At 62.5% G+C, this 23186-nt stretch carries 26 protein-coding genes; 9 read left to right on the plus strand and 17 right to left on the minus strand.

What is annotated here, in order from left to right; translation table 11 throughout:
* Positions 1 to 18: 18 nt before the first annotated feature.
* From ARUE_RS20255 to ARUE_RS20265, 3 genes are read right to left on the minus strand one after another with little or no spacing between them, the layout of a single operon-like run.
* Positions 19 to 1032, minus strand: a complete 1014-nt coding sequence (locus ARUE_RS20255; RefSeq protein WP_014923121.1) for a 5-oxoprolinase subunit C family protein — start codon at positions 1030 to 1032, stop codon at positions 19 to 21.
* Positions 1029 to 1766 carry a 5-oxoprolinase subunit B family protein gene (locus ARUE_RS20260; RefSeq protein ID WP_011776505.1) on the minus strand — a complete coding sequence of 246 codons (738 nt, stop codon included), beginning with the start codon at positions 1764 to 1766 and terminating at the stop codon, positions 1029 to 1031. Before ARUE_RS20260 ends, ARUE_RS20255 begins: the two co-directional genes overlap by 4 nt.
* A 1-nt stretch (position 1767) precedes the next feature.
* A complete protein-coding gene (locus ARUE_RS20265) occupies positions 1768 to 2556 on the minus strand; it encodes a LamB/YcsF family protein (protein WP_014923122.1) in 789 nt (262 codons plus the stop codon).
* Positions 2557 to 2855: 299 nt separating this feature from the next.
* On the opposite strand from ARUE_RS20265, the gene ARUE_RS20270 reads away from it, so the two are divergent.
* Positions 2856 to 3800 carry a LysR substrate-binding domain-containing protein gene (locus ARUE_RS20270; RefSeq protein WP_043470810.1) on the plus strand — a complete coding sequence of 315 codons (945 nt, stop codon included), beginning with the start codon at positions 2856 to 2858 and terminating at the stop codon, positions 3798 to 3800.
* 576 nt (positions 3801 to 4376) lie between these two features.
* On the opposite strand, the gene ARUE_RS20275 is transcribed toward ARUE_RS20270, so the two are convergent.
* Both ARUE_RS20275 and ARUE_RS20280 read right to left on the minus strand, forming a co-directional pair.
* Positions 4377 to 5051 carry a 4-carboxy-4-hydroxy-2-oxoadipate aldolase/oxaloacetate decarboxylase gene (locus tag ARUE_RS20275; protein WP_011776509.1) on the minus strand — a complete coding sequence of 225 codons (675 nt, stop codon included), beginning with the start codon at positions 5049 to 5051 and terminating at the stop codon, positions 4377 to 4379.
* Positions 5052 to 5079: 28 nt separating this feature from the next.
* Positions 5080 to 6288, minus strand: coding sequence for an aspartate transaminase (locus tag ARUE_RS20280; RefSeq protein ID WP_014923125.1), 1209 nt, complete (start codon positions 6286 to 6288; stop codon positions 5080 to 5082).
* Between the two features lie 307 nt (positions 6289 to 6595).
* Here ARUE_RS20280 and ARUE_RS24840 point away from each other — a divergent pair, with 307 nt between their 5' ends.
* Together ARUE_RS24840 and ARUE_RS20290 are read left to right on the plus strand one after the other, a co-directional pair.
* Entirely contained in the window at positions 6596 to 7138 is a 543-nt protein-coding gene (locus ARUE_RS24840; protein WP_286139862.1) for a hypothetical protein, read from the plus strand.
* Positions 7139 to 7329: 191 nt separating this feature from the next.
* Entirely contained in the window at positions 7330 to 7707 is a 378-nt protein-coding gene (locus tag ARUE_RS20290; RefSeq protein WP_014923127.1) for a nuclear transport factor 2 family protein, read from the plus strand.
* 1 nt (position 7708) lies between these two features.
* On the opposite strand, the gene ARUE_RS20295 is transcribed toward ARUE_RS20290, so the two are convergent.
* From ARUE_RS20295 to ARUE_RS20320, 6 genes are read right to left on the minus strand one after another with little or no spacing between them, the layout of a single operon-like run.
* Positions 7709 to 8512 (minus strand): HpcH/HpaI aldolase family protein, encoded by an 804-nt coding sequence (locus tag ARUE_RS20295; RefSeq protein ID WP_011776513.1) that lies wholly within the window; start codon positions 8510 to 8512, stop codon positions 7709 to 7711.
* Positions 8497 to 9282, minus strand: a complete 786-nt coding sequence (hpaH, locus tag ARUE_RS20300; RefSeq protein WP_014923128.1) for a 2-oxo-hept-4-ene-1,7-dioate hydratase — start codon at positions 9280 to 9282, stop codon at positions 8497 to 8499. The genes ARUE_RS20295 and hpaH overlap by 16 nt, the downstream gene beginning before the upstream one ends.
* Before the next feature lie 3 nt (positions 9283 to 9285).
* On the minus strand, positions 9286 to 10383 hold the full coding sequence (gene hpaD / locus ARUE_RS20305; protein WP_014923129.1) for a 3,4-dihydroxyphenylacetate 2,3-dioxygenase: 1098 nt from the start codon (positions 10381 to 10383) through the stop codon (positions 9286 to 9288).
* Between the two features lie 37 nt (positions 10384 to 10420).
* The gene (gene hpaE / locus ARUE_RS20310; RefSeq protein ID WP_014923130.1) at positions 10421 to 11932 is read right to left on the minus strand and encodes a 5-carboxymethyl-2-hydroxymuconate semialdehyde dehydrogenase; all 1512 of its coding nucleotides are present in this window, start codon (positions 11930 to 11932) and stop codon (positions 10421 to 10423) included.
* A gap of 14 nt (positions 11933 to 11946) precedes the next feature.
* Positions 11947 to 12624, minus strand: coding sequence for a GntR family transcriptional regulator (locus tag ARUE_RS20315; protein ID WP_011776516.1), 678 nt, complete (start codon positions 12622 to 12624; stop codon positions 11947 to 11949).
* Positions 12617 to 14086 carry a fumarylacetoacetate hydrolase family protein gene (locus tag ARUE_RS20320; protein ID WP_051025134.1) on the minus strand — a complete coding sequence of 490 codons (1470 nt, stop codon included), beginning with the start codon at positions 14084 to 14086 and terminating at the stop codon, positions 12617 to 12619. The genes ARUE_RS20315 and ARUE_RS20320 overlap by 8 nt, the downstream gene beginning before the upstream one ends.
* Before the next feature lie 216 nt (positions 14087 to 14302).
* On the opposite strand from ARUE_RS20320, the gene ARUE_RS20325 reads away from it, so the two are divergent.
* The gene (locus ARUE_RS20325) at positions 14303 to 14881 is read left to right on the plus strand and encodes a YdeI/OmpD-associated family protein (protein ID WP_014923132.1); all 579 of its coding nucleotides are present in this window, start codon (positions 14303 to 14305) and stop codon (positions 14879 to 14881) included.
* A gap of 42 nt (positions 14882 to 14923) precedes the next feature.
* Positions 14924 to 15628: an alpha/beta fold hydrolase gene (locus ARUE_RS20330; protein ID WP_014923133.1), complete on the plus strand. Its 705-nt coding sequence runs from the start codon at positions 14924 to 14926 to the stop codon at positions 15626 to 15628.
* A gap of 4 nt (positions 15629 to 15632) precedes the next feature.
* Here ARUE_RS20330 and ARUE_RS20335 read toward each other — a convergent pair whose 3' ends face one another.
* A complete protein-coding gene (locus tag ARUE_RS20335; protein WP_043470813.1) occupies positions 15633 to 16082 on the minus strand; it encodes a hypothetical protein in 450 nt (149 codons plus the stop codon).
* A gap of 186 nt (positions 16083 to 16268) precedes the next feature.
* Between ARUE_RS20335 and ARUE_RS20340 the strand changes: the two genes are divergently transcribed.
* From ARUE_RS20340 to ARUE_RS20355, 4 genes are all read left to right on the plus strand, one after another.
* The gene (locus tag ARUE_RS20340; RefSeq protein ID WP_043470816.1) at positions 16269 to 16466 is read left to right on the plus strand and encodes a CsbD family protein; all 198 of its coding nucleotides are present in this window, start codon (positions 16269 to 16271) and stop codon (positions 16464 to 16466) included.
* Positions 16467 to 16770: 304 nt separating this feature from the next.
* Positions 16771 to 17040, plus strand: a complete 270-nt coding sequence (locus tag ARUE_RS20345; protein WP_011776522.1) for a GlsB/YeaQ/YmgE family stress response membrane protein — start codon at positions 16771 to 16773, stop codon at positions 17038 to 17040.
* Entirely contained in the window at positions 17033 to 17293 is a 261-nt protein-coding gene (locus tag ARUE_RS20350; RefSeq protein ID WP_014923136.1) for a hypothetical protein, read from the plus strand. The genes ARUE_RS20345 and ARUE_RS20350 overlap by 8 nt, the downstream gene beginning before the upstream one ends.
* Before the next feature lie 144 nt (positions 17294 to 17437).
* Positions 17438 to 18301 (plus strand): AraC family transcriptional regulator, encoded by an 864-nt coding sequence (locus ARUE_RS20355; RefSeq protein WP_014923137.1) that lies wholly within the window; start codon positions 17438 to 17440, stop codon positions 18299 to 18301.
* On the opposite strand, the gene ARUE_RS20360 is transcribed toward ARUE_RS20355, so the two are convergent.
* From ARUE_RS20360 to ARUE_RS20380, 5 genes are all read right to left on the minus strand, one after another.
* Positions 18293 to 18856, minus strand: coding sequence for a cysteine hydrolase family protein (locus tag ARUE_RS20360; RefSeq protein ID WP_014923138.1), 564 nt, complete (start codon positions 18854 to 18856; stop codon positions 18293 to 18295). The two genes, ARUE_RS20355 and ARUE_RS20360, sit on opposite strands and share 9 nt — an antisense overlap.
* A 51-nt stretch (positions 18857 to 18907) precedes the next feature.
* Positions 18908 to 19843 (minus strand): SDR family oxidoreductase, encoded by a 936-nt coding sequence (locus ARUE_RS20365; RefSeq protein ID WP_014923139.1) that lies wholly within the window; start codon positions 19841 to 19843, stop codon positions 18908 to 18910.
* Positions 19844 to 19943: 100 nt separating this feature from the next.
* Positions 19944 to 20792 (minus strand): DUF1206 domain-containing protein, encoded by an 849-nt coding sequence (locus ARUE_RS20370; protein ID WP_014923140.1) that lies wholly within the window; start codon positions 20790 to 20792, stop codon positions 19944 to 19946.
* A gap of 84 nt (positions 20793 to 20876) precedes the next feature.
* Positions 20877 to 21080, minus strand: a complete 204-nt coding sequence (locus ARUE_RS20375; protein ID WP_014923141.1) for a hypothetical protein — start codon at positions 21078 to 21080, stop codon at positions 20877 to 20879.
* A gap of 120 nt (positions 21081 to 21200) precedes the next feature.
* The gene (locus ARUE_RS20380) at positions 21201 to 23108 is read right to left on the minus strand and encodes a DUF2264 domain-containing protein (protein ID WP_014923142.1); all 1908 of its coding nucleotides are present in this window, start codon (positions 23106 to 23108) and stop codon (positions 21201 to 21203) included.
* Positions 23109 to 23186: the final 78 nt, after the last annotated feature.

Raw genomic sequence — 23186 nt, forward strand, 5'->3', positions numbered from 1 at the left:
TGGTATGACGACAGGGTTTTAGCTGCATGCCGCAACTGGTAGGTCCTGCCACTGGGGACGGCATCCGATGCCAAGGAGTCCGAAGACGGTGTTGACGGATTCGCGGAGGTTCTCAAGTTGGGCCCGCGACCGCCTATGGGCGGCAGTTGCTTCTGCCACTGTGGTTTTCCGAAAACGGACCTTGTCCCCTGGCCTTGCTTGGGCCAGGACATCCAGTCCGGTGCTGGTGACTACTGCAAGGACCGGGTACCCGGCGGTGACGCCGCGTCCCCGGTGCAGTACCAGCAGTTCTTCCCTTGAGGGAACCTCGACGGCGCCCACTGGCACGCCGCGGGAAAGGACCTCACCGCTTGAGGTTCTTTCCGGAAGTTCTCCGCCGAGCCGCAGGCCAATGTGGTTGCTACGGCCGCTTACGACATACTCCGAGGTGAAGAGCAATTCACCGGATTCGCCAAACTCTGCGACGTCCGGGCCGTCGGTCACATCGACCGAAAGGTCTGTTCCCATGCTTGGGCGTTCAAGGCCCAGCCGGAAGAGGGGAAGGTCGAAGTACGGCTGGCGTACAGGACTTACGCTGCGCCGGCTAAGGAGCGTGGTTCCTTCCTGAAGCTGAAGTCCGAAGCCCACCACGGTGTCCGGGGCTGCGCTGCCAAGCAGTGTCCCTGCCTCGATGGAGCCGTGGATGGCCAGGTAGGCACGGAGCCCACGGTGGATTCCCCGGATGGACACGGATTCGCCTGCCCTGACAGATACGGGTTCCCACTGGCTGCAGGGGCGTCCACCGACTGTCAGCGTGAGCGGAGCACCTGTAACGGCGATCAGGACGTCGCTGTTCGCTTTCATCCGGAAGTCGAGGGCCGTGATCTCCAGGAGGGGATGGTTGTCCAGATTTCCGGCCAAAATGTTTGCAGCGCGGGCCGAGTATTGGTCCAAGGCACCGTTGACTGGAAGTCCAAAGCGGGGTCCGCGGAACCTGCCAAGGTCCGTGACAACCGAGTTGCCGGGCTGCTGGATCAGGATCTCGCCGCTCACGGCAGGGGCTCCAATTCCATGGGTTCCAGTTCCATGCCCACGAACTCGTGGAAGTCTTCGGAGCGGATCTGCCGGAACCGCAGGATGTCGCCCGGCTTGTAGGGGACCAGCGGTTCGCGGCGGATATTGAGGACTGACAGCGGCGTCTGACCGATCACGCACCACCCTCCGGGAGCGGCTGCCGGCGCGATGACTGCCTGGCGTCCGGCTACTGCCACCGCACCCGCAGGCACACTGAGCCGGGGATCCTTGAGGCGGGGTACAGGCTTGGGGAACGCGGGACCGTCCATCATGGGCGAACCCGCGGGGGCACCCAGACAGCGCACGGTGTAGGTCTTTTCGGTGTGGAGGCGGATGACTTCTTCGAGGTCAATCCCCTGATGCTGTGCAACGCGTTCCAGGTCGGGACCGTAGTCGCCCCCATAAACCACCGGAACGTCGAATTCCCGAGGCGCCTGCGTAACATCGCCGGCGTGGCCGAGTTCCAGAAGCCCGAGCTTGACGAAGGCGCGCACTTGACGGGCCGAAACCAGGATGGGATCGAACTCCACCAGCACGGAGTCATACGTAGGAACCGCGCCCTGGAGACCCTCGGCACCGCAGCTTTCCAGCCAGTCAGCCAATCGGTGGACTGTCAGCCAGTTGTCTTCACGGGCTTCAGAAATGGCGACGACGCGAAGCGCGGAGTCTCCGGATTCGTGGACTTCGGTGGGAGCCACTGCCAGGACCGACATGTCAGGCCGCCTTCCTCTTGGCATCCATGACCTCAGCCAGCGGGGCGATGCGGACGCCAGCGGAGATGAGTTCCGAACGGATCTGCCGAGCCAGCTCAACAGCACCGGGGTTGTCCCCGTGGAGGAGCAGCGTATCGACGTCGATATTAATGTCGACGCCGGTGGCGCAACGGATCTTTCCGTCAACCACCATGCGCAGCGTGCGGTCCACGATCTCTGTGGGATCGTGCAGCACTGCGCCGGACTGGCTGCGGGGAAGCAGCGTGCCGTCTTCCTGGTACGCCCTGTCCACGATGCCGACGATTGCGACATCCAGCCCTGCTTTCCGAGCGGCGGTGGCGAGTTCGCCGTCCTGGGCGACAACAATGAGTTCGTTGTCGACGCGGGCTGCGGCGTCAGCCACAGCCTGGGCGTAGTCGGCGCGGACAGCCACGAGGTTGCCGAGCCGTCCGTGCGGCGCGAGGTGCGTGACCTTAGTGCCGTGGAAAGCGGCGAAGCCGTTCAGTGCACCCAGCTGGTAAAGCACGTCGTTCTGTACCTCGCTGGCAGAGAGGCCCATGTCGCGCCGACCAAACCCACGCAAGTCGGGGAAGCTCGGGTGCGCTCCGATGCCCACGCCGCGGCGAACGCATTCTGCAACGGTGGCCGCCATGATGTCCGGATCACCGGCGTGGAACCCACATGCGATATTGGCGCTTGAGACGATCTCCAGGAGCTCGGAATCGTCGCCAATGGTGTAGGCGCCAAATCCCTCTCCGAGATCCGCTACAAGATCAATTGTGGACGTCACGTGGTTCTCTTTCCGTGGTTTCGCATTCGGGGCTGGAAATGCAACAAATAGTCGCCGGACGATTAGTTGAATTCCCGGAGAATGGCAGTCGCTTCTGGAAACCAAAGCGTTGCCTGAAGTTCTTTCTAGAAGTCTCGCACCGGTCAACCACGTTGCACAAAGACCTAATAGCTATCCCGTGATAGCTCTCCGTTATGACCTGCACCACCCTGTACTGTGTCTTGGGTCCCAGTGGTGCCCGGATAGAATTTCCCTTACGCATGCCACCCGGGGACGTGGCCCTCCAGGAAGGCAGACCCATGGATACGCGCAAACTCTCATACTTCGTGCAGATCGTTGATTCAGGCAGCATCACCAAGGCTGCGGCCGCGCTGCACGTGGCCCAGCCCGCCCTCAGCCAGCAGGTGTCAGCACTGGAGAACGACCTCAAGCAGCGCCTCCTGATCCGCAGCAAGCAGGGCGTTGAACCGACAGCGGCCGGGCACACCCTCTACCGCCACGCGCAATCGATCCTGCGGCTGGTGGAACAAGCCCGGCAGGACGTGGCCACCTCCGGAGCTGCTCCCTCCGGCCGGGTCTCCATTGCGATCGCGCCCTACAGCATGGCTTCAAGCCTGACGCCCCAGATCATCAGGGAAGTAGGCCGCCGCTACCCGGATATCGTGGTGCACCTGACAGAGATTTTTGGTGGCGTGTTGAGCGAGGCCATCAAGAACGGCCGCCTCGATATGGCGCTCATCTACGAGCCTGGAAAGATCCGCGGCGTTCAGTTCACCACCATGATCGTGGAGGATCTCCATCTTGTGGTTCACCCTGACGTGGACATCGAGCACGGCAAGGACACGATTACGCTCGCGGAAGCGAGCACGGTGGGCCTGTTCCTTCCGGAAAAGAACCACACACTCCGACAGCTCATCGAGAAGGGCTTGGCGGACCAAAATCTGCCGCTCCGGCTGGTGGGCGAAGTGGAATCGGTGCCTTCACTGACCCGGCTCATCCGCGCCAACCTGGGTGGCACCGTCCTGCCGAAATCGGCCGCAGATGCCCTCTTCCCCGACCAGGACTTCAAAGTGTTGCGGATCGTTGAGCCTGGGCTCCAGAGCAAGATCGCACTCTGCACCCCTGACCACGAGCCACTGTCAGAGGCCGCGTCGGCCGTGCTCATGGTCGTCAAGGAGATGCTGCACCAACAGCTGATCAGCAAATACGGGACGGACCCCGTGCAACTGCCGGCCCATCCATAACAATCCCTTATCCGGACAGACAGCTTTGGTCTTATTCACAACCGATTTAATTTCCTAATATCGAATTATCAAGAAATTCGAAAGCAGCTCACGGATTCCGCGGGCACGTTCAAAGGAAACAACGGTGAAAAAGATCAGCACGGCCGGATGGGTTTCAAATCCAACCCGCGGAACGATCAGCGCACGAACCGGATTTCACTGCCCACGGAATGGCTTTTGGCGTCCGATAGGCGGCATAGGCGAACCCCTGTTTGTCTTCGAGGGGAGCCTCATGCCCGCCCACGCCGGCAGCAGCATCGAATGGCATCTAGTGGACACGCGTCCGGGGCACTCTGGACTCGACTGACCGGTCCCGGAACCGGGCGGCCCGCGCAACCCGGCCACACGCCGTCGTACTTCACCCCCTCAGCTGCACCATCCAAGGCGTCCTGCCACCGCAGGGCGCCTTTTCTGTGCCTGGATACCACCTGGATGCAGCCGGTCTGCCGTCAAAACAGCACACCAGTCAAAACAGCACACCAAAGGGGCCGGCCTCAGCGTCCTTCAAAGACGTGCCACCGGCCCCCGGAACAGCGATCAGTCTTCGACCAGGAGGCCTTTCTCCTTGAGCTTCTCCGTCAGCCCGCAGAGCTCAATGGTGTTTCCGCCGTCGTGGTAGAGCTTGATGAGTTCGCGCTCGTGGTCATCGCGAGCCTGGGACAGTGCGATGACTTCCTCGGCCTCCTCGCGGCGGACCACCACCACGCCGTCAGCGTCACCACGGAGGATATCGCCCGGGTAAATGATTTCGTCACCGAAAACGATCGGGTGGTTGATCGGACCGAGGGTTTCCTTGACTGTGCCCTTGATGCTGACGCTGCCGGAGAAGACGGGCAGTCCCAGCTCAATCAGGTCCTGGGTGTCGCGCACGCCTGAATCGGTGACCATGGCGGCGATGCCCTTGGCCTTCATGGCATTGCCCAAGACGTCGCCGAACGTGCCGGCTTCGGCCATCTCCTGCGCTCCGACCAGGACGACGTCGCCTGCCTGGGCGTAGTGGATGGCCACCTGGAGCATGAGGTTGTCCTGCGGTGCGCAGGCGACCGTGACGGCAGGGCCGCAGAAGGACATGGAGCGGTCGATCGGCTTGATCCTGGAGCTCAGGGCGCCGCGGCGGCCCTGTGCTTCGTGGATGGTTGCGGAAGAGAAGGCCGCGAGGCGGCTGACGACGTCAGCCTCGGGGCGCTCGAACTTGGTCTTGACGTGGATCATTTTCGGGTTCCTTCAGTTTTTGGGGAGGCTAGTTGAGTGCGTTGACGGCATCGCTGATGGAGTCCACGCCGGCGTTGATGGTCTCCAGCGAGGTGGCGAAGGAGATCCGGAAGTACGGGCCCAGGCCGTAGGCCGAACCCTGGATGACGGCCACGCGGGCAGCGTCCAACAGGTAAAGGGTGAAATCTTGGTCGTTCTCGATGACCTTGCCGTCGGGCGCGGTCTTGCCGATCACGCCACTGCAGTTCACGTACGCGTAGAAGGCGCCTTCCGCCGGCGCAACGGACAGCCCGTTGATGGCGTTGAGGCCCTCGACGGCGGCGTCCCGGCGCTTGCGGTACACCTCCACGCTGTCGCGGACGAAGGACTGGTCGCCGTTCAGCGCCGCCACTGCGGCGGCTTGGCTGATGGACGACGGGCACGACGACGTCTGGGACTGCAGCTTGTTCATGGCCGCAATCAGGGGCGCGGGTCCCACGCCGTATCCGAGCCGCCAACCGGTCATCGCGTACGCCTTGGACACGCCGTTGACCAGCAAGATGCGGTCTTTGAGCGCCGGGGCAGCAGTGACCAAGCTGGTGACGCGGCCGTCTCCGAAGTGGATCTCATCGTAGATCTCGTCGGTGAGGATGAAGACGTGCGGGTGCTCCTCAAGGACCGCGCCCAATGCCTGCAGTTCCTCCCTGGTGTACACAGCGCCGGTCGGGTTGGAAGGGGCGTTAAGGATGAGCCATTTTGTGTTGGGGGTGATGGCCTTTTCCAGCGCGTCCGGGGTGAGTTTGAAGCCTGTGTCTTCGCCGCACGGGACGATCACCGGGGTGCCATCGTTGGCAAGGACCATGTCCGGGTAGGAAACCCAGTAAGGCGCGGGGACAATCACCTCATCGCCCTCGTTGAGCGAAGCCATCAGGGCTACGTACAGAACCTGTTTGGCTCCGCCGCCAATGGTCAGTTGGTTCCGCTCGTAGTGGTGTCCCGTGTGGCTTTCGATCTTGCGAAGGATCGCGGTCTGGAGCTCCGGCGTACCGGTCACCGAGGTGTACTTGGTCTCTCCATCTCTGATGGCAGCGACTGCTGCTTCTTTGATGTGGTCCGGGGTGTCGAAGTCCGGCTCGCCGACGGTCAGGTCGATGATCGGGATGCCTTCAGCTTTAAGTTCGCGGACGCGGGCGGCCGCGGCGACGCTCGCTGAGGACTTGATGCGGGTGACCCTCGACGCCGGCAGGTAGTCGGACATGTCTCCTCCAGGAAAGTGGGACTCAGGACGCGCGGATTCGCGTATCCCCTTTTTCGAGACTAGGGATTCGCACGCCCTGTGGATAAGACCTAATGTGCGTGGATCTATAAGGGGCTCTTATGACGCGGATCTCTTTGTGGGGTTCCGGAACCCATTCGGCGCACAGAATGCGTATGGACGCACTCTGGGGCACATCTTCCATGCACTTTGCTTATGGGTTCACGCGGTATTGGTATTTCCTTGGACCGGTGAACACTGCCTAGATTCGAGGGATCAGAAGTGCTGTTCCGAAACTGAAAGGGAGCCAATGACAGCCCAAACCAGCTCAGCCCCCGCTGTTTCAGGCCAAGCCCGCTCGGCCACCGGACGATATACCTACCGGGCCAAGGCCCTACGTCCGCAGCCCACGGATCACACGGATCACGCCAAGCTGGCGCATGCCCTCGGCGTGCATCGGCAACTGCTGTCCCACGCAACGAGCGCCATCCGTACCCTGACCGCTGCCAGAAACGAGCTGATGGCGCAGGCGATTGAGGATGGGCTCACCATCGCCACTGTTTCAGCGGCCACCGGGGAGAACATGAAGGCGGTCAGGACCATCGCTTTGGCTTATGACGATCTCCACCCGAGCGGGCTCCCGCGCAACGTCCATTTGTCAGCAATGAAGCAGAAGAGCGACGAACTCAGGGCCGCCGAACGTCATCGGGCCCAGATCACCGAACGACGCGAAGCCCTGATTGTGATGGCCCTCCGCAACCAGGTCTGCGATGACCTGGAGCTTGCCTCGCTGACCGGACTCACTCCGGACCACATCCGCCGGTCAACGCGGGGAATCGCCCGTACTGCCTAGCTTTCGCAACGCACCCTGTGCGTTCCCTCCCGGTTGGCTCGCCCGGCACTGCGGGTCACATCAGCCAAGGACCCGAACGACGCGGGATCACGCGAGCCGTGCACAACCATCCGGCGTGCGCCTCCGGGCAACTGGGAAGGAAGGACCGCCCGATCGTTGAACCCCGGAGCCACGGAGGGTAGAACGGATAAATGAGCAACGACGTGAACTCTTGGATGGATCAGTACTTACGCGCGTGGACCTCGAACAACCCTGAGGACATCAAGGCCCTCTTTACCGAAGATGCCGTCTATTCCGACAGGCCGAACACTGAAAAACAATGGAACGGCCACGAGGAGATCGTCAAAGCGTGGGCTGATGCTGGGGACAAACCCGAGGACTGGACCTTCGAGTGGACGCTCCTTGGCCGGGACGGTGACACCGCTTTCGTGCAGGGCCTGACCACGTACCTCAACGGGGAGCCCACCTATGACAACCTCTGGGTGATCCGTTTCGCCGAGGACGGCCGAGCCCGCGAATTCACCGAATGGTACATGGCCCGCAAGCACACCCCGCCCGCACCCAACTGAGTCAGTAGCTTTCGCGCTCAACCGTTTCAGCTACGGGAATGAACTTGTCGGCAAAGCCCTCGGAAGCCCGGGCGAGCACAGCAACGTCCGCGCCGACCAAGACAAAGGAGGCACCGGCGTCGAGATAGGCGCGGGCTGTCGCCTCGTTGAAGGCATTCACGCCGGCAGGCTTGCCCGCTGCTTTGGCGGCGGCGAGGCAGTGCTCGACGACGGCCCTTACCAAAGGATTTTCCTGCTGTCCCAGCAGCCCCATGGAGGCGGCGAGGTCCGAGGGGCCCAGGAAGATGCCGTCCACGCCGTCGACGGCCAGGATCTCCTCCACCGCCGATGCCGCAGCCTCCGATTCAATTTGGACCGTGAGGCTGATGGACTCGGAGGCATTGGCCAAGTAGTCCGGGACGCGGTTCCAACGCGACGCGCGGGCCAAAGCCGAACCAACTCCCCGGACCCCGAGTGGCGGGTACCTTACCGCAGCAACGGCGGTGGCTGCCTCGAAGGCTGAGTTCACCATGGGGATCAGCAGGTTCTGCACACCGAGGTCAAGGTATTGCTTGATGACCACGGTGTCATTGACCGGCGGCCGAACCATGACTTTCAACGGGTATCCACTCACGGCATGAAGCTGCGCCACGATGGATTCCAAGCCGTTGGGGCTGTGCTCTGCGTCAATCAGCAGCCAGTCCAGCCCTGAGCCCGCACAGATTTCTGCCACCAGGGGACTACCGGAACAAACCCACATTCCAGCCAACGGACGGCCGGCCTCGGAGAGGGCCGAATAGAAGGTGGGGCTCAGCTGAAGTGACATGTCACAACTCCCAACGGTCCGTAGTCCGCGTGCACGGTATCACCTTTGTACACCCATAGGGGGCGTGTAAACGAGCCTGCCAGGATGATATCTCCGGCTTTCATTGAGTCTCCGTGAGCAGCGATCTTGTTGGCCAGCCAATGGACTCCGTTGGCTGGGTGATCGAGCACTCCGGCGGCCACCCCGGTCTCCTCCACGGTCTGGTTTTTGTACAGAATCGCAGAGACCCAGCGGAGGTCGACGGAGTCCGGCCGCACCGGGCGGCCGCCCACCACCATGGCGCCCATCGCGGCGTTGTCCGAGATGGTGTCCACGATGGTCCGGCCCTCCATTTCGATCCTGGAGTCCAGGATCTCGAGGGCCGGAACAACGTAGTCGGTCGCGTTGAGCACGTCGAAGATGGTGCAGCCCGGGCCCTTCAAGGCGGACTTCAGCACGAAGGCCAACTCCACTTCGACCCGCGGGTGCGTGTACTGGTCCCACGCGACCGAGCACCCGGTCTCCAGGACCATGTCATCGAAAATGGCGCCGTAATCCGGTTCCGTAATGCCCGTGGCGGCCTGCATGGCCTTGGACGTGAGGCCGATCTTGCGCCCCACCAACGTGCGCCCGGCTTCCTCGTTCCGCCGCATCCACAACTGCTGCACGGCGTAGGAATCCTCCACCGTCATGTCGGGGTAGCGGGCGGTGAGGCGCGGGACCGGTTTGCGGTTCCGGCCGGCTTCGAGGAGCTCGTCGGCAATGGCTTCGATCGTCTTCGCGTCCAACATGGTTTAGACCTGCGCCCCCAGCTTGAACCCCTCGGCAGCTTCGCCGGATGCACCCTCGGGACGGGTGTAAGAGAAGCCATCGGCGCCGACCGTGACTGCCATCTCGGACTTGTCCTCGCGTTCAATGATGGGCTGCGGGTTGCCGTCCAAGTCCAGGACCAGGGAGGCCTCGGTGTACCAGGAGGGGACTACGGGGTTGCCCCACCAGTCGCGGCGCTGGTTGTCGTGGACGTCCCAGGTGACGGTGGGGTTGTCGGGGTCGCCGGTGTAGTAGTCCTGGGTGTAGATCTCCACGCGGTGGCCGTCCGGGTCCAGGATGTAGAGGTAGAACGCGTTGGACACACCGTGGCGTCCGGGGCCGCGTTCGATGCGGTCGGAGATGCGGAGGGCGCCCATCTTGTCGCAGATCTGGATGATGTTGTGCTTCTCGTGCGTGGAGAACGCGATGTGGTGCAGGCGGGGACCGTTGCCGCCGGTCAGGGCGGTGTCGTGCACGGTCTGCTTGCGGTGCATCCACGCGGCGTACGTGACGCCGTCAGAATCCTTGATGTCCTCGGAGACGCGGAAGCCGAGGTCCTCCAGGTACTTGCGTCCGCGCGGGACGTCCGGGGTGACCTGGTTGAAGTGGTCCAGGCGGACCAGCTCGCCGGCGGAGTAGAGGTCGTAGCGCTGGGTGAGGCGTTCCACGTGCTCCACGTCGTAGAAGAACTCGTACGGGAAGCCTAGCGGGTCTTCCACACGGACGGAGTCGCCAACACCCTTGGTGAATCCTTCCTTGCGGCGCTCCACCCGGCAGCCCAGTTCGCGGTAATAGGCCTCGGCTGCGTCCACCTCGGCCGGGGATTTCACCCGGTAGGCGAATGCTGCAGCGGCAGCAACGGGGCCCTTGCGGAGGACCAGGTTGTGGTGGATGAACTCCTCGAAGGAGCGCAGGTAGATGGTGTTCTCGTCTTCTTCGGTGACGTGCAGGCCCAGGAGATCCACGTAGAACGCGCGGGACTTCTCAAGGTCCGTGACCACGAGTTCCAGGTAGGCGCAGCGGACGATGTCCGGAGCAGGAACCGTAGGAGTTGGGATCGGGCCGGTGAAAGGGTTGCTCATGATGGTCTCTCTTCGTTGAAAGGGGTATGTGGGGAGCTTAGGCGCCGAATTTGGGCGTGTGGACTGAGCCGAGCGTGATGTGCACGGCCTGCTGGTCGGTGTAGAAGTCGATGGAGCGGTAGCCGCCCTCGTGGCCCAGGCCGGAAGCTTTGACGCCGCCGAAAGGGGTGCGGAGGTCGCGGACGTTGTGGCTGTTGAGCCACACCATGCCGGCCTCCACGTTCTGGGAGAAGTTGTGGGCCCGTGTCAGGTTCTGGGTCCAGATGTAGGCCGCCAGGCCGTACTTGGTGTTGTTCGCCAAGGCGAGGGCTTCGTCGTCGTTCTCGAAAGGCGTGATGGCCACGACGGGACCGAAGATTTCCTCCTGGAAGATCCGGGCATCAGGCGCGACGTCGGCAAACACCGTAGGTGCGATGTAGTTGCCTTCGGGCAGGTGGTCGGGTCGGCCGCCGCCGGCCAGGAGGCGACCCTCGGACTTGCCGATCTCCACGTACGATGCCACCTTTTGGTAGTGCTCGGGGTGGACCAGCGCGCCCACCTGGGTCTTGGGATCGTGGGGATCGCCCACCACGATGTTCTTGGCCCGGGCGGCGTACTTTTCGCAGAATTCGTCGTAGACTGCCCGTTCCACCAGGATGCGCGAGCCGGCGGTGCAGCGTTCCCCGTTGAGGGAGAACACGCCGAACAGGGCCGAATCAATGGCTGCGTCCAGGTCGGCATCGGCGAACACGACGCACGGGGACTTGCCGCCGAGCTCCATGGACAGGCCCTTGAGGTTGGCGGCTGCATTGCGGAAGATCGTCTGGCCCGTGGTGGTCTCGCCGGTGAAGGAGATCAGCGGAACGTCCGGGTGCTTCACCAAAGCATCGCCGGCTTCTTCGCCCAGGCCGTTGACCAGGTTGAACACACCGTCGGGGAGGCCGGCGTCCTTGAAGATCTGCGCCCAGAGAGACGCGGACAACGGCGTGAACTCGGCCGGCTTGAGAACCACGGTGTTGCCGGTGGCCAGAGCCGGGGCGAGCTTCCAGGACTCCAGCATGAACGGGGTGTTCCACGGCGTAATCAGGCCCGCAACGCCGATCGGCTTGCGGTTCACGTAGTTGATCTGCGAACCGGGGACCTTCATGGCGTCGTCGAACTGGGCCACGATCAGGTCCGCGAAGAAGCGGAAGTTCTCGGCAGCGCGCAGCGCCTGGCCCTTGGCCTGGGTGATCGGCAGGCCGGTATCGAACGTTTCCAGCTCGGCGAGGCGGGCTTCCTGTGCCTCCACCGCATCAGCGATCTTGTTCAACACCCGGGCACGCTCACGCGGCTTCATCTTCGGCCACGGACCGTTGACGAACGCTTCGCGGGCAGCGGCGACAGCAAGATCGATGTCTTCCTTCTGGCCGGCCGCAGCAGTGGCGTAGTTGCCGTTGGATACAGGGTCCAGGACATCAAACGTCTTGCCGGACAGGGAGTCAACGAACTCGCCGTTGATGAAGTGCTGGATGTGGGACGGCAGGTTTTCGGGGATGTAATGCTTGGCGGTCTCTACTGAGGTCGTCATCGTTGAAGTCCTAACTAGTGATCAGGGTTTGCTTGGGCGAGGTAGGCGTCCAGGGTGGCGGCGCGGTGTTGGCGGGCCGCTTTCTCGATGGTGTCGGCGTCTGCTGCGTTCTCGATGAGCCGCAGCAGTGCCTCATGTTCGCGCACCGATTCCTGGGCTCGGCCGGGGACAAAACGGAAAGTCGACGAGCGTAGCGACGCCAGCCGGTTCCACCCCCGATGCACGAGGTCCAGAATGTGCGGGTTGGGGCAGTGTTCAAAAAGGACGCTGTGGAAGTCCTGGTTCAGCGCGGTGAAGCGGACGGGATCGAAGTGCTCCAGGCACTCACGCATTTCCTCATTCACGGCACGGGCGCGGGCAATGGCAACCGAATCGATCAGCGGTGCGGACAACGCGGTGGCCGCGCCCTCCACGATGCTTAGGGTCTGCATCGTGTACAGGTACTCGGTGGGGTCGATGCCGGACACTGTAGCGCCCACATTCCGCTCGAACTTCACCAGCCCTTCGGCCTCCAGCCGGCGGATCGCTTCCCGGACAGGGACCACACTGAAGCCAAGGTCCTCGGCGATTTTGGCGAGCACCAGCCGGTAACCCGGCGTGTACGTCCCCTCCACGATCCGCGCCTTCACGGCGGCGTAGGCCTGCTGGGACTTGCTTTGGGCGGCGGCGCTTTCGACGGCGGTTTCAGTCACTGTGGGCTCCTTGCCGGCTTTGCCACTCCTGGAAGCGTGCCTGCCATTCCTTATTCATCGGATACAGCCCATCTACGCTGTTGCCTTCCTGGACCATCTGGAAAATGAACGTCTCTTCCTTTTCCTGCTGGATGCAGTCGTCCACCAGTTCTACGGCGATAGCCGGCGGGATCACCAGGATGCCGTCCGAGTCGGCCACGATGATGTCCCCGGGCTGCACGGTGGCTCCGCCGCAGGCGATGGTGATGTCCGTGTCCCACGGAATGTGCCGGCGTCCCAGGACTGCAGGGTGCGGGTTGGCGAAGTAGGTGGGCATTTCCAGGTCGGCCACGGCCGAGTAGTCGCGGACGCCGCCGTCGGTAATGATTGCAGCGGCCCCACGGACCTGGGCACGCAACGCGAGGATGTCGCCGACCGTGCCGGTACCCTTCTCCCCGCGGGCTTCCATCACCAGGATTTCGCCTTCGTTCACGGAGTCGATGGCCCGCTTCTGTGCGTTGAATCCGCCGCCGTGGGTCTTGAACAGGTCCTCGCGGTTGGGAACGTAACGCAGGGTCCGGGCCAGGCCCACCACCTTGCGCTCCGGGCGCGTGGCCTGCAGGCCGTCGATGCTCACGTTGTTCAGTCCGCGCTTGCGGAGCTGGGAGGAAAGGGTTGCGGTAGCGACGGATTCCAGCTTCGCCTTGATCTCCGGAGTCAGCACCGAAGCGGCGACGGCGGCCGGGACTGGCAGGCCCGCCGCTTCGCGCGATCCGTACGCCTCCTCCCGCTGGGTGTCATCAGTCTTGGGCCGGGCACCAAAGTCCGCGAACGGCGTCGTACCTTCCGTTACTTTGGTGGCCAGGCGGCCGCTGCTGAAGTCACCGCCGGTGACCTCAATTTCGACGACGTCACCCGGCTTGGCCACGGAGGCGCCGGCGGGGGTGCCGGTGAGGATGATGTCGCCCTCTTCGAGCGTGAGCAGCTGGGAAAGGTCCGCGACGAGCTGCGCGAACGGGAAGAGCAGGTCCTCGGTGGTGTCGTCCTGGACGAGGTTCCCGTTGTGCCACGTGCGGATTCTCAACTGCGTGGGGTCAACGGCGTCGGCCGGAATCAGTGCGGGACCAACGGGAGTGAAGCCGTCGCCACCCTTGGACCGAACGTTGGAGCCCTTGTCCGCGTACCGGAGATCGTAGACGCCGAGGTCGTTGGACGCGGTGACCCATTCGACGTGGCTCCATGCATCGTCCAATCCGACGCGACGGGCGGACTTGCCGATGACCAAGGCGATCTCGCCCTCGTACCCGAGCAGTTCACAACCGGCTGGGCGCTCAACGGTGCCGGGGGCGTCCGCGGATCCAAGTGCCAGCGAAGACGACGGCTTCAGAAAGTACGACGGCTGCTCGGGAGTGCGCCCACGCTGGGCCGCGCGGCTGGGGTAGTTGATGTGGACGGCAATAACTTTGCGCGTCCGGGCCAGCATGTCCTGGCTGACTTCCTGGGTCCGGAACTCCAGTGTCACGGCGCCTCCTCCTGATCAAACATTTATCAAGTACGAAATCGTATACGATAACTATGGACCGGGAACGTGATCCGCGTCAACCCCCTCATCAAACCCAACTGACTCGCAATAGTGGTTGTCATGAGCGCCCAAAACAACCACTATTGCGAGTCAGTTGGGTAGTCAAGAGGGGCGGGCGTGGCTTTGGGAGATGAGCAGGAGCAAGGGGAGCCGTTGAGGTTCGCCAATGGCCCGGAATGGGAGCACTGGCTCTCCGAGAACCATGCCACCCGGACCGAAGCCTGGCTGGTCATCGGGAAGAAGAACTCGGGCGCTGGCCTCATTGAGATCCAAGACGCCCTGGACGGAGCCCTCTGTTTCGGCTGGATCGATGGCCGGCGCAAGGGCTACGACGAGAAGACTTTCCTGCAGAGGTACTCCCGCCGCCGGGCTCGAAGTTCGTGGTCCCAAGTGAATGTAGGCAAAGCGGAGACGCTGATAGATGCAGGCCGCATGCGTCCGGCCGGATATGTGGAAATAGACGCAGCCAAAGCCGATGGCCGTTGGGATGCGGCCTACGTTTCCCAAGCCAACGCCGAGGTGCCGGAAGATCTGGAAGCTGCACTGGCACGCGACCCCGCGGCCCGCGAGGCTTTCCAGCGTCTCGGCAAGACCAGGCGTTACCTCGTCATCCTCCAGGTACTTAAAGCCCGCACTCCCGAGTCGCGCGCCAACGTCCTGTTCAAGGCAATGGAGAAGTTGGCGAAGGGAAACTAGCCACTCTTACAAACTGTCGGTGGGCTCCCGTAGGGTACCGGCATGGACATCATCCTTGTACCCGGTTTCTGGTTGGACGCGTCGTCATGGGAGGAGGTGACGCCGCCCCTGAAAGCAGCTGGCCACAGGGTTCATCCGCTGACGCTGCCAGGGCTGGAGTCTGTGGATGCACCACGTGCAGGTATCGGCCTCCGTACCCACATCGACGCCGTAGTGGCGAAGGTAGATTCCCTGGACGGCAAGGTGGTCCTGGTGGGCCACTCAGGTGGCGGCGCCATCATCCATGGCGTGGCCGATGCCCGCCCTGACCGAGTGGCGCGCGCCGTATACGTTGACAGCGGACCGCTCGGTGAGGGCGGGGTCATCAATGATGAACTGCCCGACGACGGCGACGACCTCCCGCTGCCGCCTTGGGAACTGTTCGAAGACGAAGACCTGGTTGACCTGACGGATGAACTGAAGGAAGCCTTCCGTGCGCGGGCCATCCCGGAGCCTAAAGGTGTTGCCGTCGAGCAGCAACACCTGGGCGACGTCCGGCGCTACGACGTGCCGGCCACGATTATCGCCTGCCAGTTCCCCTCGTCGCTCCTCAAGGAATGGATGGATGCCGGACACCCGTTCACGGCGGAACTCGCCAGGATCCGGGACGTGGACTATATCGATCTCCCCACGGGACACTGGCCGCAATTCACCAAACCCAAGCAACTGGGCGAGGCGATTTTGACCGCGGTGGAACGCGTCAGCTAGCTACTTAGTGGCGGGGCGGCGTATTAGTCGCCGGTCCTTCCGGCGCGGCGCCGCCCTCGTCAGTCCAGTCGCTTCCCGTGGTGTCATCCAAGGCAGGATCGGACACAACATCCGACTTGATGGTGGGCACGGTGGTGACGGTTGGCTTGGTAACGGCGGGCTTGCTGTCGGAAGAGGAACCGGGATGTTCGCTGCCCTTCGGGGACGTGATGCCCGGGAACATGGTCTCGGCCTTTTCCATCAGCTTCTTGCCGGCCTCATACAGGTTGTCCAAAATGTCCGGCACCGACTCTTGGACGGCTTCCGTGGCCTGGTGGACGTTCTCTTGAACCTCAGGGTTCTTCCAAAGCTTCTCAGTGCCTCCCCGCACGCGGCGATACACCTCCGGCCAGGATTTGGATCCCCACACGTAACCGACAGCCACGCCAACGGCGAACAATGCTTTGCCTTTCACAGCAATCACTCCTTCCGAGGTGTTTGTCCTTCGACAGTAGTCCCGCTGGCCGTACCATGTCACCTGCGCCTTGACCGCGAACCAGTTAATCCGGATTTGCCGAAATAAAACTACCAACTAAACTCTTATGCCAACCAACGGATAACCGCAGGAAGTAACCGCATCACAACCCGAGGAGTGAAAACCATGGGACTGGGCGACAAGATTAAGAACGCTACTGAAGAAGCAGTTGGCAAGGTCAAGGAAAAGACCGGCGAAACCACCGGCGACAGGGACCTGCAGGCCGAGGGCCTTGGCGAGCAATCGAGGGCAAACCTCAAGCAGTCCGGGGAGAAGATCAACGACGCCGCCAAGGGAGTCGCGGACTCTTTCAAGGGTCACTAGTCCGCGAATCCGCGGCATTCCGGGGCTGCAAGCAAGGACGGACTAATAGTCAGGTTACTTGCTACTAGCCCCGGGAGCCGCTAGCGTTGCTTGTGTAGTACCGAGTCTGACCCAATCAGCAGGAGTGCTTTATTGGCTATATTTCATAAATTCATCGGGGTTGCATAAATAGTTCCACTCCCCCACATTCCATAGGGCCTCCAGGGCCCCATTACGGTGCCTACACCTTGGAACAGGCACCCGGTGAACTTACTCGCTTCATCACGTTCATGGAATTTCCATCAACAAGAAAGTAGGAGCAAAAATGGGTTTCTTTGGTTTTCTTCTGCTCGGTCTTTTGGCCGGCGCTATCGCAAAGCTTATTCTTCCCGGCCGCCAAGGTGGCGGCTGGCTGATCACCCTCCTGTTGGGCGTCGTCGGCGCTCTTCTGGGCGGTTGGATCGGTGGCCTCATCTTCGGCACCGGCCTCCAGGAATTCTTCTCCCTCACCACGTGGCTCCTGGCCATCGGCGGCTCAATCATCGTGCTGCTGATTTACGGCCTGGTCACCGGCCGCAAGGCACACCATGGCTAACAACCAGAACCGCGACGCCAACGGCGAGGAACTCGACGGCCAGTACACCGAAGGTGATTACGGAGACGCAGGGGCGTCACCGGAAACCCTGAAGGATGACGCCGGCGGTGACTACACGGAGGGTGACTACGCAGAAAAGACAGTGCCCTCGGCGGATGCCGAGCTCGACGAAAAGAACACGGAAGACACCCCACGGGATCGTCCGTTCTCATCCGAACCGGATGACGAAGCGTCGGGCACCAGCCGCCCGTAACATCTAAATACAGCCAAGAACCCGGAGGACTGCAACCGCAGCTCCGGGTTCTTGCGTTGTCCGGGGCCTGATACTTTCGGGCATGGATTGTTGGGGCATTGGAGCGGAGGTCCGCGTAGCGTCGGTGAAAAGAATGGAGACAGGATGCAGGGCTGGAACCGGGCCATTGAACTCATCGAGCAGGATCTCACCGCGGAGATCGAAGTGGCAGATTTGGCGCGTGCCGCTTTAACCTCCGAATACCACTTCCGGCGGATGTTTTCCTCCCTGGCAGGCCTGCCGATCTCCGAGTACATCCGCAGGCGGCGCCTGACAGCGGCCACTGCGGAAATCCTGGAGGGCAGGGCTGTGCTGGACGTTGCCTTTCGCTACGGGTACGGATCGGCGGAAGCATTCACCCGCGCGTTCAAGGCCATGCACGGGCTCAACCCATCCCAAGCCCGATTGCCGGGAGCGGTTCTCCATTCCCAGCCTCAACTGAGGTTCCACGTCCGAGTCGAAGGAAATACCGACATGAAGCACCGCATAGAAGACAAACCTGCTTTCCGCCTTATCGGACTGAAAGCCCGTGTTCCGCTGGTCCACGAAGGACCCAATCACGCCATCATCGAGTTTCAACGGGGCCTGGACCCCGCCGTCACCGCACGCATGCTCGAGTTGGCGGATGCGGATCCGGCCGGGCCCTTGTCAGTCACTGACAACATGGAAGAACAGCGCACCGAGGGAAGCGAACTGGATTACTGGCACGCAGTGGCTTCTACCAAGCCTGCCCCTCCGGGCTTCGATTCCCTTGAGGTCCCGGCAGGGCTGTGGGTGGTCTTTGAAACCGAGGGAAAGTTCCCGGAAGTCCTGCAGGGTATGTGGGCAGACGCCGCCACGGAATGGTTTCCGGCCAACCCCTACAGGTGGGCGCCGGGACCGGAAATGCTCAGTGTTCAGGTGGAACCAGACCGGACGCATGGCCGCGGCCAATTGTGGATCCCTATTGAAAGGGAAGATCTACCCTGACGGAGCTGATTCGAGGAGCCGGTAGATCTCGGCCAAGGGCAGCACGTTCTGCCGGTACTCACGAATAAGAACCCGCAGCACTGACTCGGCAGCCTCTGCATCCTCCGTTCCAATGGCCTCGGCTGCGTAAACCGCCTTGATGTTGTGCGCAAAGGCATCGGCGGCCGTTTGGGCAATGCAGTTATGGGCAGAAATGCCGGCGAGAATGACCGTGTCGACGCCCCAATTCCTCAGGCGCATCGCAAGATCAGTTCCAAAAAAGGCACTGTCCCGGGTCTTGATCAACCGTGGAAGATCGGCAGTGAGCAGCCCGGGAACAAACTCGGCCTGCTCACTGCCCCTGAAGATGAAGCCCTGATCATCGTCAAGCATGTTGAGGCTCCACGTGGATTTATCCCGTTCGTGAACGGTTTCCACCAGGAGGACTTTGGACCCGGCTTGGAGCGCGGCGTTGGTCAGCGAATTACAGGCAGCAACAATTTCCTGCCGACGCCCCTTCAAAGAAGGGTCTTCGAAGTAGGCGTTCTGCATGTCGATCACCAACACAGCGATCATTGGCTGTCCCCCTGCTTAAAACCCAACCTCATTGAAACGCCCCGCCGCAGCTCAGAGTCCCTTGCCACCCGTGACGGGAAGGACGGCGCCTGACATGTAGGATCCTTCGTCGGATGCCAGCAGCACGTAGGCAGGTGCCAGCTCAGCCGGCTGGCCGGCCCGGCCCAGCGGGGTGTCCTGCCCGAAGGTGGGGAGCTTGTCCGGCCATTCGGTGGCAGGAATCAACGGGGTCCAGATAGGGCCCGGCGCCACTGCGTTGACGCGAATGCCCTTGGGACCGAGTTCCTCGGCCATGGCCTTGGTGAAAGCCACTTGGGCTGCCTTGGTCATGGCGTAGTCGATCAATTGCGCGGAAGGATTGAAGGCCTGGATGGATGCCGTGACAATGATCGAGGCACCCGGACGGAGATGTGGAATGGCTGCCTGCGCGGTCCATATGAGGGAATACAGATTGGTCTTGAAGACCCTGTCGAACTCCTCAGTGGGGATGGTCTCCAAGCCTTCGCGGTTCTTCTGGTAGGCCGCGTTCAACACCACCACGTTGAGCCCACCAAGCTCCTGCACGGTTCGTTCCACAATCTCAGCCGCAAAGCCCTCATCCCGCGCATCCCCGGGCAACAGCAGGACCTGCGCTCCGCACTCACGGATCCATTCCGCCGTCGACTGTGCGTCTTCCTCTTCCTCCGGCAGGTAGCTGATAGCCACGTTGGCACCCTCTCGCGCGTAGGCGATGGCTACCGCGGCGCCGATGCCGGAGTCGCCTCCGGTGATGAGGGCGGTCTTGCCCTGAAGGCGCCCGTGCCCCACGTAGCTCTTCTCGCCATGGTCCGGTTGCGGATCCAGCGGCTTGGTGAGGCCCGGCTGTTCCTGTTCCTGCTGGGGGAATTTGCCCGAGTGGTACCCGCTGCGGGGATCCGATGGCGCGGAGGTGAGGCGGTTCCCGTCGGTTCGCTGCTTGTCTGTCTGGTTCGGATCACCTTGAGTCATGGTTCTGCCCCTTTTTCAGATTTCACTGCATGGTACTGATTCTCTACACGGTACTTTTTGCCCTGTACCCCGCTTCCCAAGCTCCTAAACGCCGTCAGAACTAGGTCCGCAGAGTCCTCGCTTTGACCATGAGGAACAACCCATAGGAGATGAGCCCGAGTGCCACAGCAGCCAGCAAATACGGACCATAAGGCTGCTCCCTCAGGGCTTTCAAACTGCCGTCAAGCCCGGTTGATTGCTCGGGCTGGGCGCGAACCGCGGCAATGACCACCAGCAATCCAACGAGGAACAGGGCGATCCCCTTGGCGATGTAACCCACCACGCCGACCCAGAGTTGGAACTTGTGCACGGCCTGGCTGGACGACAGAGAGAGGTCCTTCGTGAACGTCTGCCGGAAGCCCCTCACCGCAAAAACGATGCCGGTGATCGCTACTCCGGCGCCGATGGCGACCAGCAGGAATACGCCGAACGGCGCCCTCATGAGAGTGACAGTGAAGTCGCTGCTGGATTCACGGCTGTTCTGGCCCTGTCCTACGACGAAGGACATGATGGTGGCAGCCAAAGCAGCGAACACAAGGGCCTGCCCCAGGGCCGAGAGCCTCTTGGTCAGTTTGTTGTCCGAGGCGTTCCGGTAGCCCAGGATGGCATTTCCCAATTGCCATAAGGCCAACGCCGCACAGGCTGCGAAGCAGGCCCAGAGCAGGAAGGGGCCGGCTGGCTTGTTGGCCAATTCGGTCACCGCACCACTGACATCGGCCTCACCGCCGCGGCCCACCGCGAGTTGGACTGCGATGACGCCGATCAGCACGTGCAGCAGCCCGCTCACGGCGTAACCGGCCCGGGCAACAGCTGCGAAAGTTCGCGAGTTCGCGGCTTCCTCGGCCACATCAGCGGCCTTCCTCATCTCTTCCTTGATGGCAAGCCTCCTTATTTTCGCGTTGGACTCCATCGTCCCTTAAACGACGTCGGGCAGGCACCCCTTGGTGCCTGCCCGACTCAAAGGGTGCCCGCCCGACTCAAAACTTGAAGGGACTTAGAATCCGACGACCGACTGTGGCCAGATGCTCCGGAGACCCGCGCCCAGGGGATTGAACGGCTCGCGGACGATCACCACGGCACGGGCCTGGCCTGGAAGTTCCCCTGACTGGTGGGCAGCCTCCGCTGCGCCTGCATGGGCATCGGACTTTACGTGGGTAGCGCCGGTGTTCATGGACTTGGCGGTGATCTGCTCGGTCATTTCGGTGGTCCTTCCTGGAAGTTCCCGTCAGCTCCATTGGCTGATGTTTCAACCATCGGACGGGCTCCTCAAGAAGGACGCCGGGTCATCTCAAGATTTCCTCAAGATTCCGAGCGGGCGTCAGAAAGCGAGCAGCACCTCCAAAAGCGGCCCGGATTCCAAGGCGAGACACGCGCTCACGCGGGTGCCGTCGTCGAGCAGTTCGATGGAAGGCCCGACGGCGGGCGGAACCCAAGCCGGCGGCTCACCGCCGAGGTACACCAGCGAAGCGAAGCAGCTGCGTTCCCCGGACAGCGTGCCCTCCAGGTAGCCGCAGGCTGCCTGCTGACCAAGGGGTGAAACGCCTTCCGCCCGGTAGACGCCGCTGCCGGAGTACCCGTGCAGCGGCCACATGGCTGTGTGAAGCCCACCGGCCGTGAGCACGCCGTGGTGTTCCTCTACAAGGAGTGCATCGGCCAGCGCGTAACCGCCATCGCGGACGGCGGTTACGCGCTTGCCGGAGCCAGCCTGCGCCACCACAACGTGTACCCGAAGCTCATACCCGCATGCTGCGGCGGTTCCCGTCGCCACCCGCCAGGGCGACTTGGCGGGATCATCGTTGTCACTCCACACGGGGGCGTGCCAGCTGGCCCCTTGCCGGTGCCGTGCCCCGAGCCGGTGGATTCTTGCCCTGCGGCTGGGCGTTGCGGAGCCGTTGAGAATCGCGAAGTGGTTATCCACAGGATGCCCGGTAAACAGGGGCGCTGTGTGGCTCGAATACGCGAGTCGGCGGTAGAGGGGATCGTCCGGGCCCGGTGCGTAGTATTTGTCGCTGCCGTGGTTGAGCAGCCGGGCGATGCCGTCCGAGGCGGTGGAGTGAAGCAGGTAGTTGGGTGCCTCAGCGTACTGGAGGCCATCGCTGACTTCCACAGGTGACTCCTCCTCCACAGCAGTCCACACAGGATGCTCCGCGGGCAAAAGGAGGCCGACGAACGCCTTGGATGTCCAGTATGGCGATGCGGGACCCGAGTATTCCTGCGTCATTGGTTCAAAAGCGCCGAGCCAGCCGAGGGACGGCAGGCCGCCGTCGTAAGCGCCGCCGTCGAGGAAGTACTTCGCTGCGCCGCTGGCGGTCCGGCGGGTCTGCCCGGGGTTGAGCGGCGTCGCGGCGATCGCCTCGCCCAAGAACAAAGGCGCGACGGCGGCGTAGCGGTAGATGAGCGAGCGGCCTTGGAAAACAGGGGCACCGTTCGAGCCAAAGAACCGGACATGGTCCTCAAGGAATGCAGCAAGCCGGGTCCGGTAGACCTCCAGCCGGTCATCAGCCCCGGGGTGCCTGCCGGAGGCGAACTCCGCCCACAGGATCGGGTACAGATGCATAGCCCAACCGCAGTAATAGTCGAAGAAATCGCCGGTGCCGTCGTTATCCCCGTCCCTGTACCACCCGCCGCCCACGTACCAGTCTTCAAGCCGCTGCAGACCGTGCTCAATCTGCTCCGCGTTGTGCTCAAACCCGGCACCGGCCAGGAATTCGGCGATCATCACCTGGAAGAGCACCCAGTTGTTGTCCACGCAAGTGCTCCGCGAGGAACCCTGCAACCATGCGGCAACCTGCTCTTGCTGCGCAGCGGAAAGCGTGTCCCACAGCCATGGCTTGGTGAGCTGGAGGCCCAGGACGATGGACGCCGCTTCCACCATCGGCTGAGAACGGTCGGTAATCGGCAACCACGCTTCCGGGCTGTCGGTCCGCGTTCCTTCCAAGAGCCCCTGCCGGTAAAGGTCCACATGGCTGTGGGGATCTCGGCCGTGCTCACCCGAAACCCGGAACGCCATCATCAGGAAGGTCCGGGCAAAGCCCTCCATGCCATCGGATAAAACCCCCGACGACGACGGACGGCCGCCCAGCCGGATCAGCGCCTTTCGTGGGGAAAAGAAGGGGCGCACCGCGAGCAACTGCTGATCGGCGAAGGCAACCCAGTGCTCCCGTGTCCACCCGGTCATGGGGCTGAGCTCAAAATCCGGGGCGGGCATGGTGAAGGCGGTTGCCATGAGTCTCCTGCGGGGGCACGTAGTAATAGCCCCTCAACCGTAGGCGCCGCATCGATAGACCGGGGCGAGGTGAACAGA

This window comes from Arthrobacter sp. Rue61a (genome assembly GCF_000294695.2).
Lineage (GTDB): Bacteria > Actinomycetota > Actinomycetes > Actinomycetales > Micrococcaceae > Arthrobacter > Arthrobacter aurescens_A.

What these genes read in the sequence shown, in the direction of transcription:
- ARUE_RS20260 (WP_011776505.1), bottom strand. Translation starts at nt 1,766, where the DNA reads ATGTCGGTCCTGGCAGTGGCTCCCACCGAAGTCCACGAATCCGGAGAC.
- ARUE_RS20270 (WP_043470810.1), top strand. Translation starts at nt 2,856, where the DNA reads ATGGATACGCGCAAACTCTCATACTTCGTGCAGATCGTTGATTCAGGC.
- ARUE_RS20275 (WP_011776509.1), bottom strand. Translation starts at nt 5,051, where the DNA reads ATGATCCACGTCAAGACCAAGTTCGAGCGCCCCGAGGCTGACGTCGTC.
- ARUE_RS20280 (WP_014923125.1), bottom strand. Translation starts at nt 6,288, where the DNA reads ATGTCCGACTACCTGCCGGCGTCGAGGGTCACCCGCATCAAGTCCTCA.
- ARUE_RS24840 (WP_286139862.1), top strand. Translation starts at nt 6,596, where the DNA reads ATGACAGCCCAAACCAGCTCAGCCCCCGCTGTTTCAGGCCAAGCCCGC.
- ARUE_RS20290 (WP_014923127.1), top strand. Translation starts at nt 7,330, where the DNA reads ATGAGCAACGACGTGAACTCTTGGATGGATCAGTACTTACGCGCGTGG.
- ARUE_RS20295 (WP_011776513.1), bottom strand. Translation starts at nt 8,512, where the DNA reads ATGTCACTTCAGCTGAGCCCCACCTTCTATTCGGCCCTCTCCGAGGCC.
- hpaH (WP_014923128.1), bottom strand. Translation starts at nt 9,282, where the DNA reads ATGTTGGACGCGAAGACGATCGAAGCCATTGCCGACGAGCTCCTCGAA.
- hpaD (WP_014923129.1), bottom strand. Translation starts at nt 10,383, where the DNA reads ATGAGCAACCCTTTCACCGGCCCGATCCCAACTCCTACGGTTCCTGCT.
- hpaE (WP_014923130.1), bottom strand. Translation starts at nt 11,932, where the DNA reads ATGACGACCTCAGTAGAGACCGCCAAGCATTACATCCCCGAAAACCTG.
- ARUE_RS20320 (WP_051025134.1), bottom strand. Translation starts at nt 14,086, where the DNA reads ATGCTGGCCCGGACGCGCAAAGTTATTGCCGTCCACATCAACTACCCC.
- ARUE_RS20330 (WP_014923133.1), top strand. Translation starts at nt 14,924, where the DNA reads ATGGACATCATCCTTGTACCCGGTTTCTGGTTGGACGCGTCGTCATGG.
- ARUE_RS20340 (WP_043470816.1), top strand. Translation starts at nt 16,269, where the DNA reads ATGGGACTGGGCGACAAGATTAAGAACGCTACTGAAGAAGCAGTTGGC.
- ARUE_RS20345 (WP_011776522.1), top strand. Translation starts at nt 16,771, where the DNA reads ATGGGTTTCTTTGGTTTTCTTCTGCTCGGTCTTTTGGCCGGCGCTATC.
- ARUE_RS20350 (WP_014923136.1), top strand. Translation starts at nt 17,033, where the DNA reads ATGGCTAACAACCAGAACCGCGACGCCAACGGCGAGGAACTCGACGGC.
- ARUE_RS20355 (WP_014923137.1), top strand. Translation starts at nt 17,438, where the DNA reads ATGCAGGGCTGGAACCGGGCCATTGAACTCATCGAGCAGGATCTCACC.
- ARUE_RS20360 (WP_014923138.1), bottom strand. Translation starts at nt 18,856, where the DNA reads ATGATCGCTGTGTTGGTGATCGACATGCAGAACGCCTACTTCGAAGAC.
- ARUE_RS20365 (WP_014923139.1), bottom strand. Translation starts at nt 19,843, where the DNA reads ATGACTCAAGGTGATCCGAACCAGACAGACAAGCAGCGAACCGACGGG.
- ARUE_RS20370 (WP_014923140.1), bottom strand. Translation starts at nt 20,792, where the DNA reads ATGGAGTCCAACGCGAAAATAAGGAGGCTTGCCATCAAGGAAGAGATG.
- ARUE_RS20375 (WP_014923141.1), bottom strand. Translation starts at nt 21,080, where the DNA reads ATGACCGAGCAGATCACCGCCAAGTCCATGAACACCGGCGCTACCCAC.
- ARUE_RS20380 (WP_014923142.1), bottom strand. Translation starts at nt 23,108, where the DNA reads ATGGCAACCGCCTTCACCATGCCCGCCCCGGATTTTGAGCTCAGCCCC.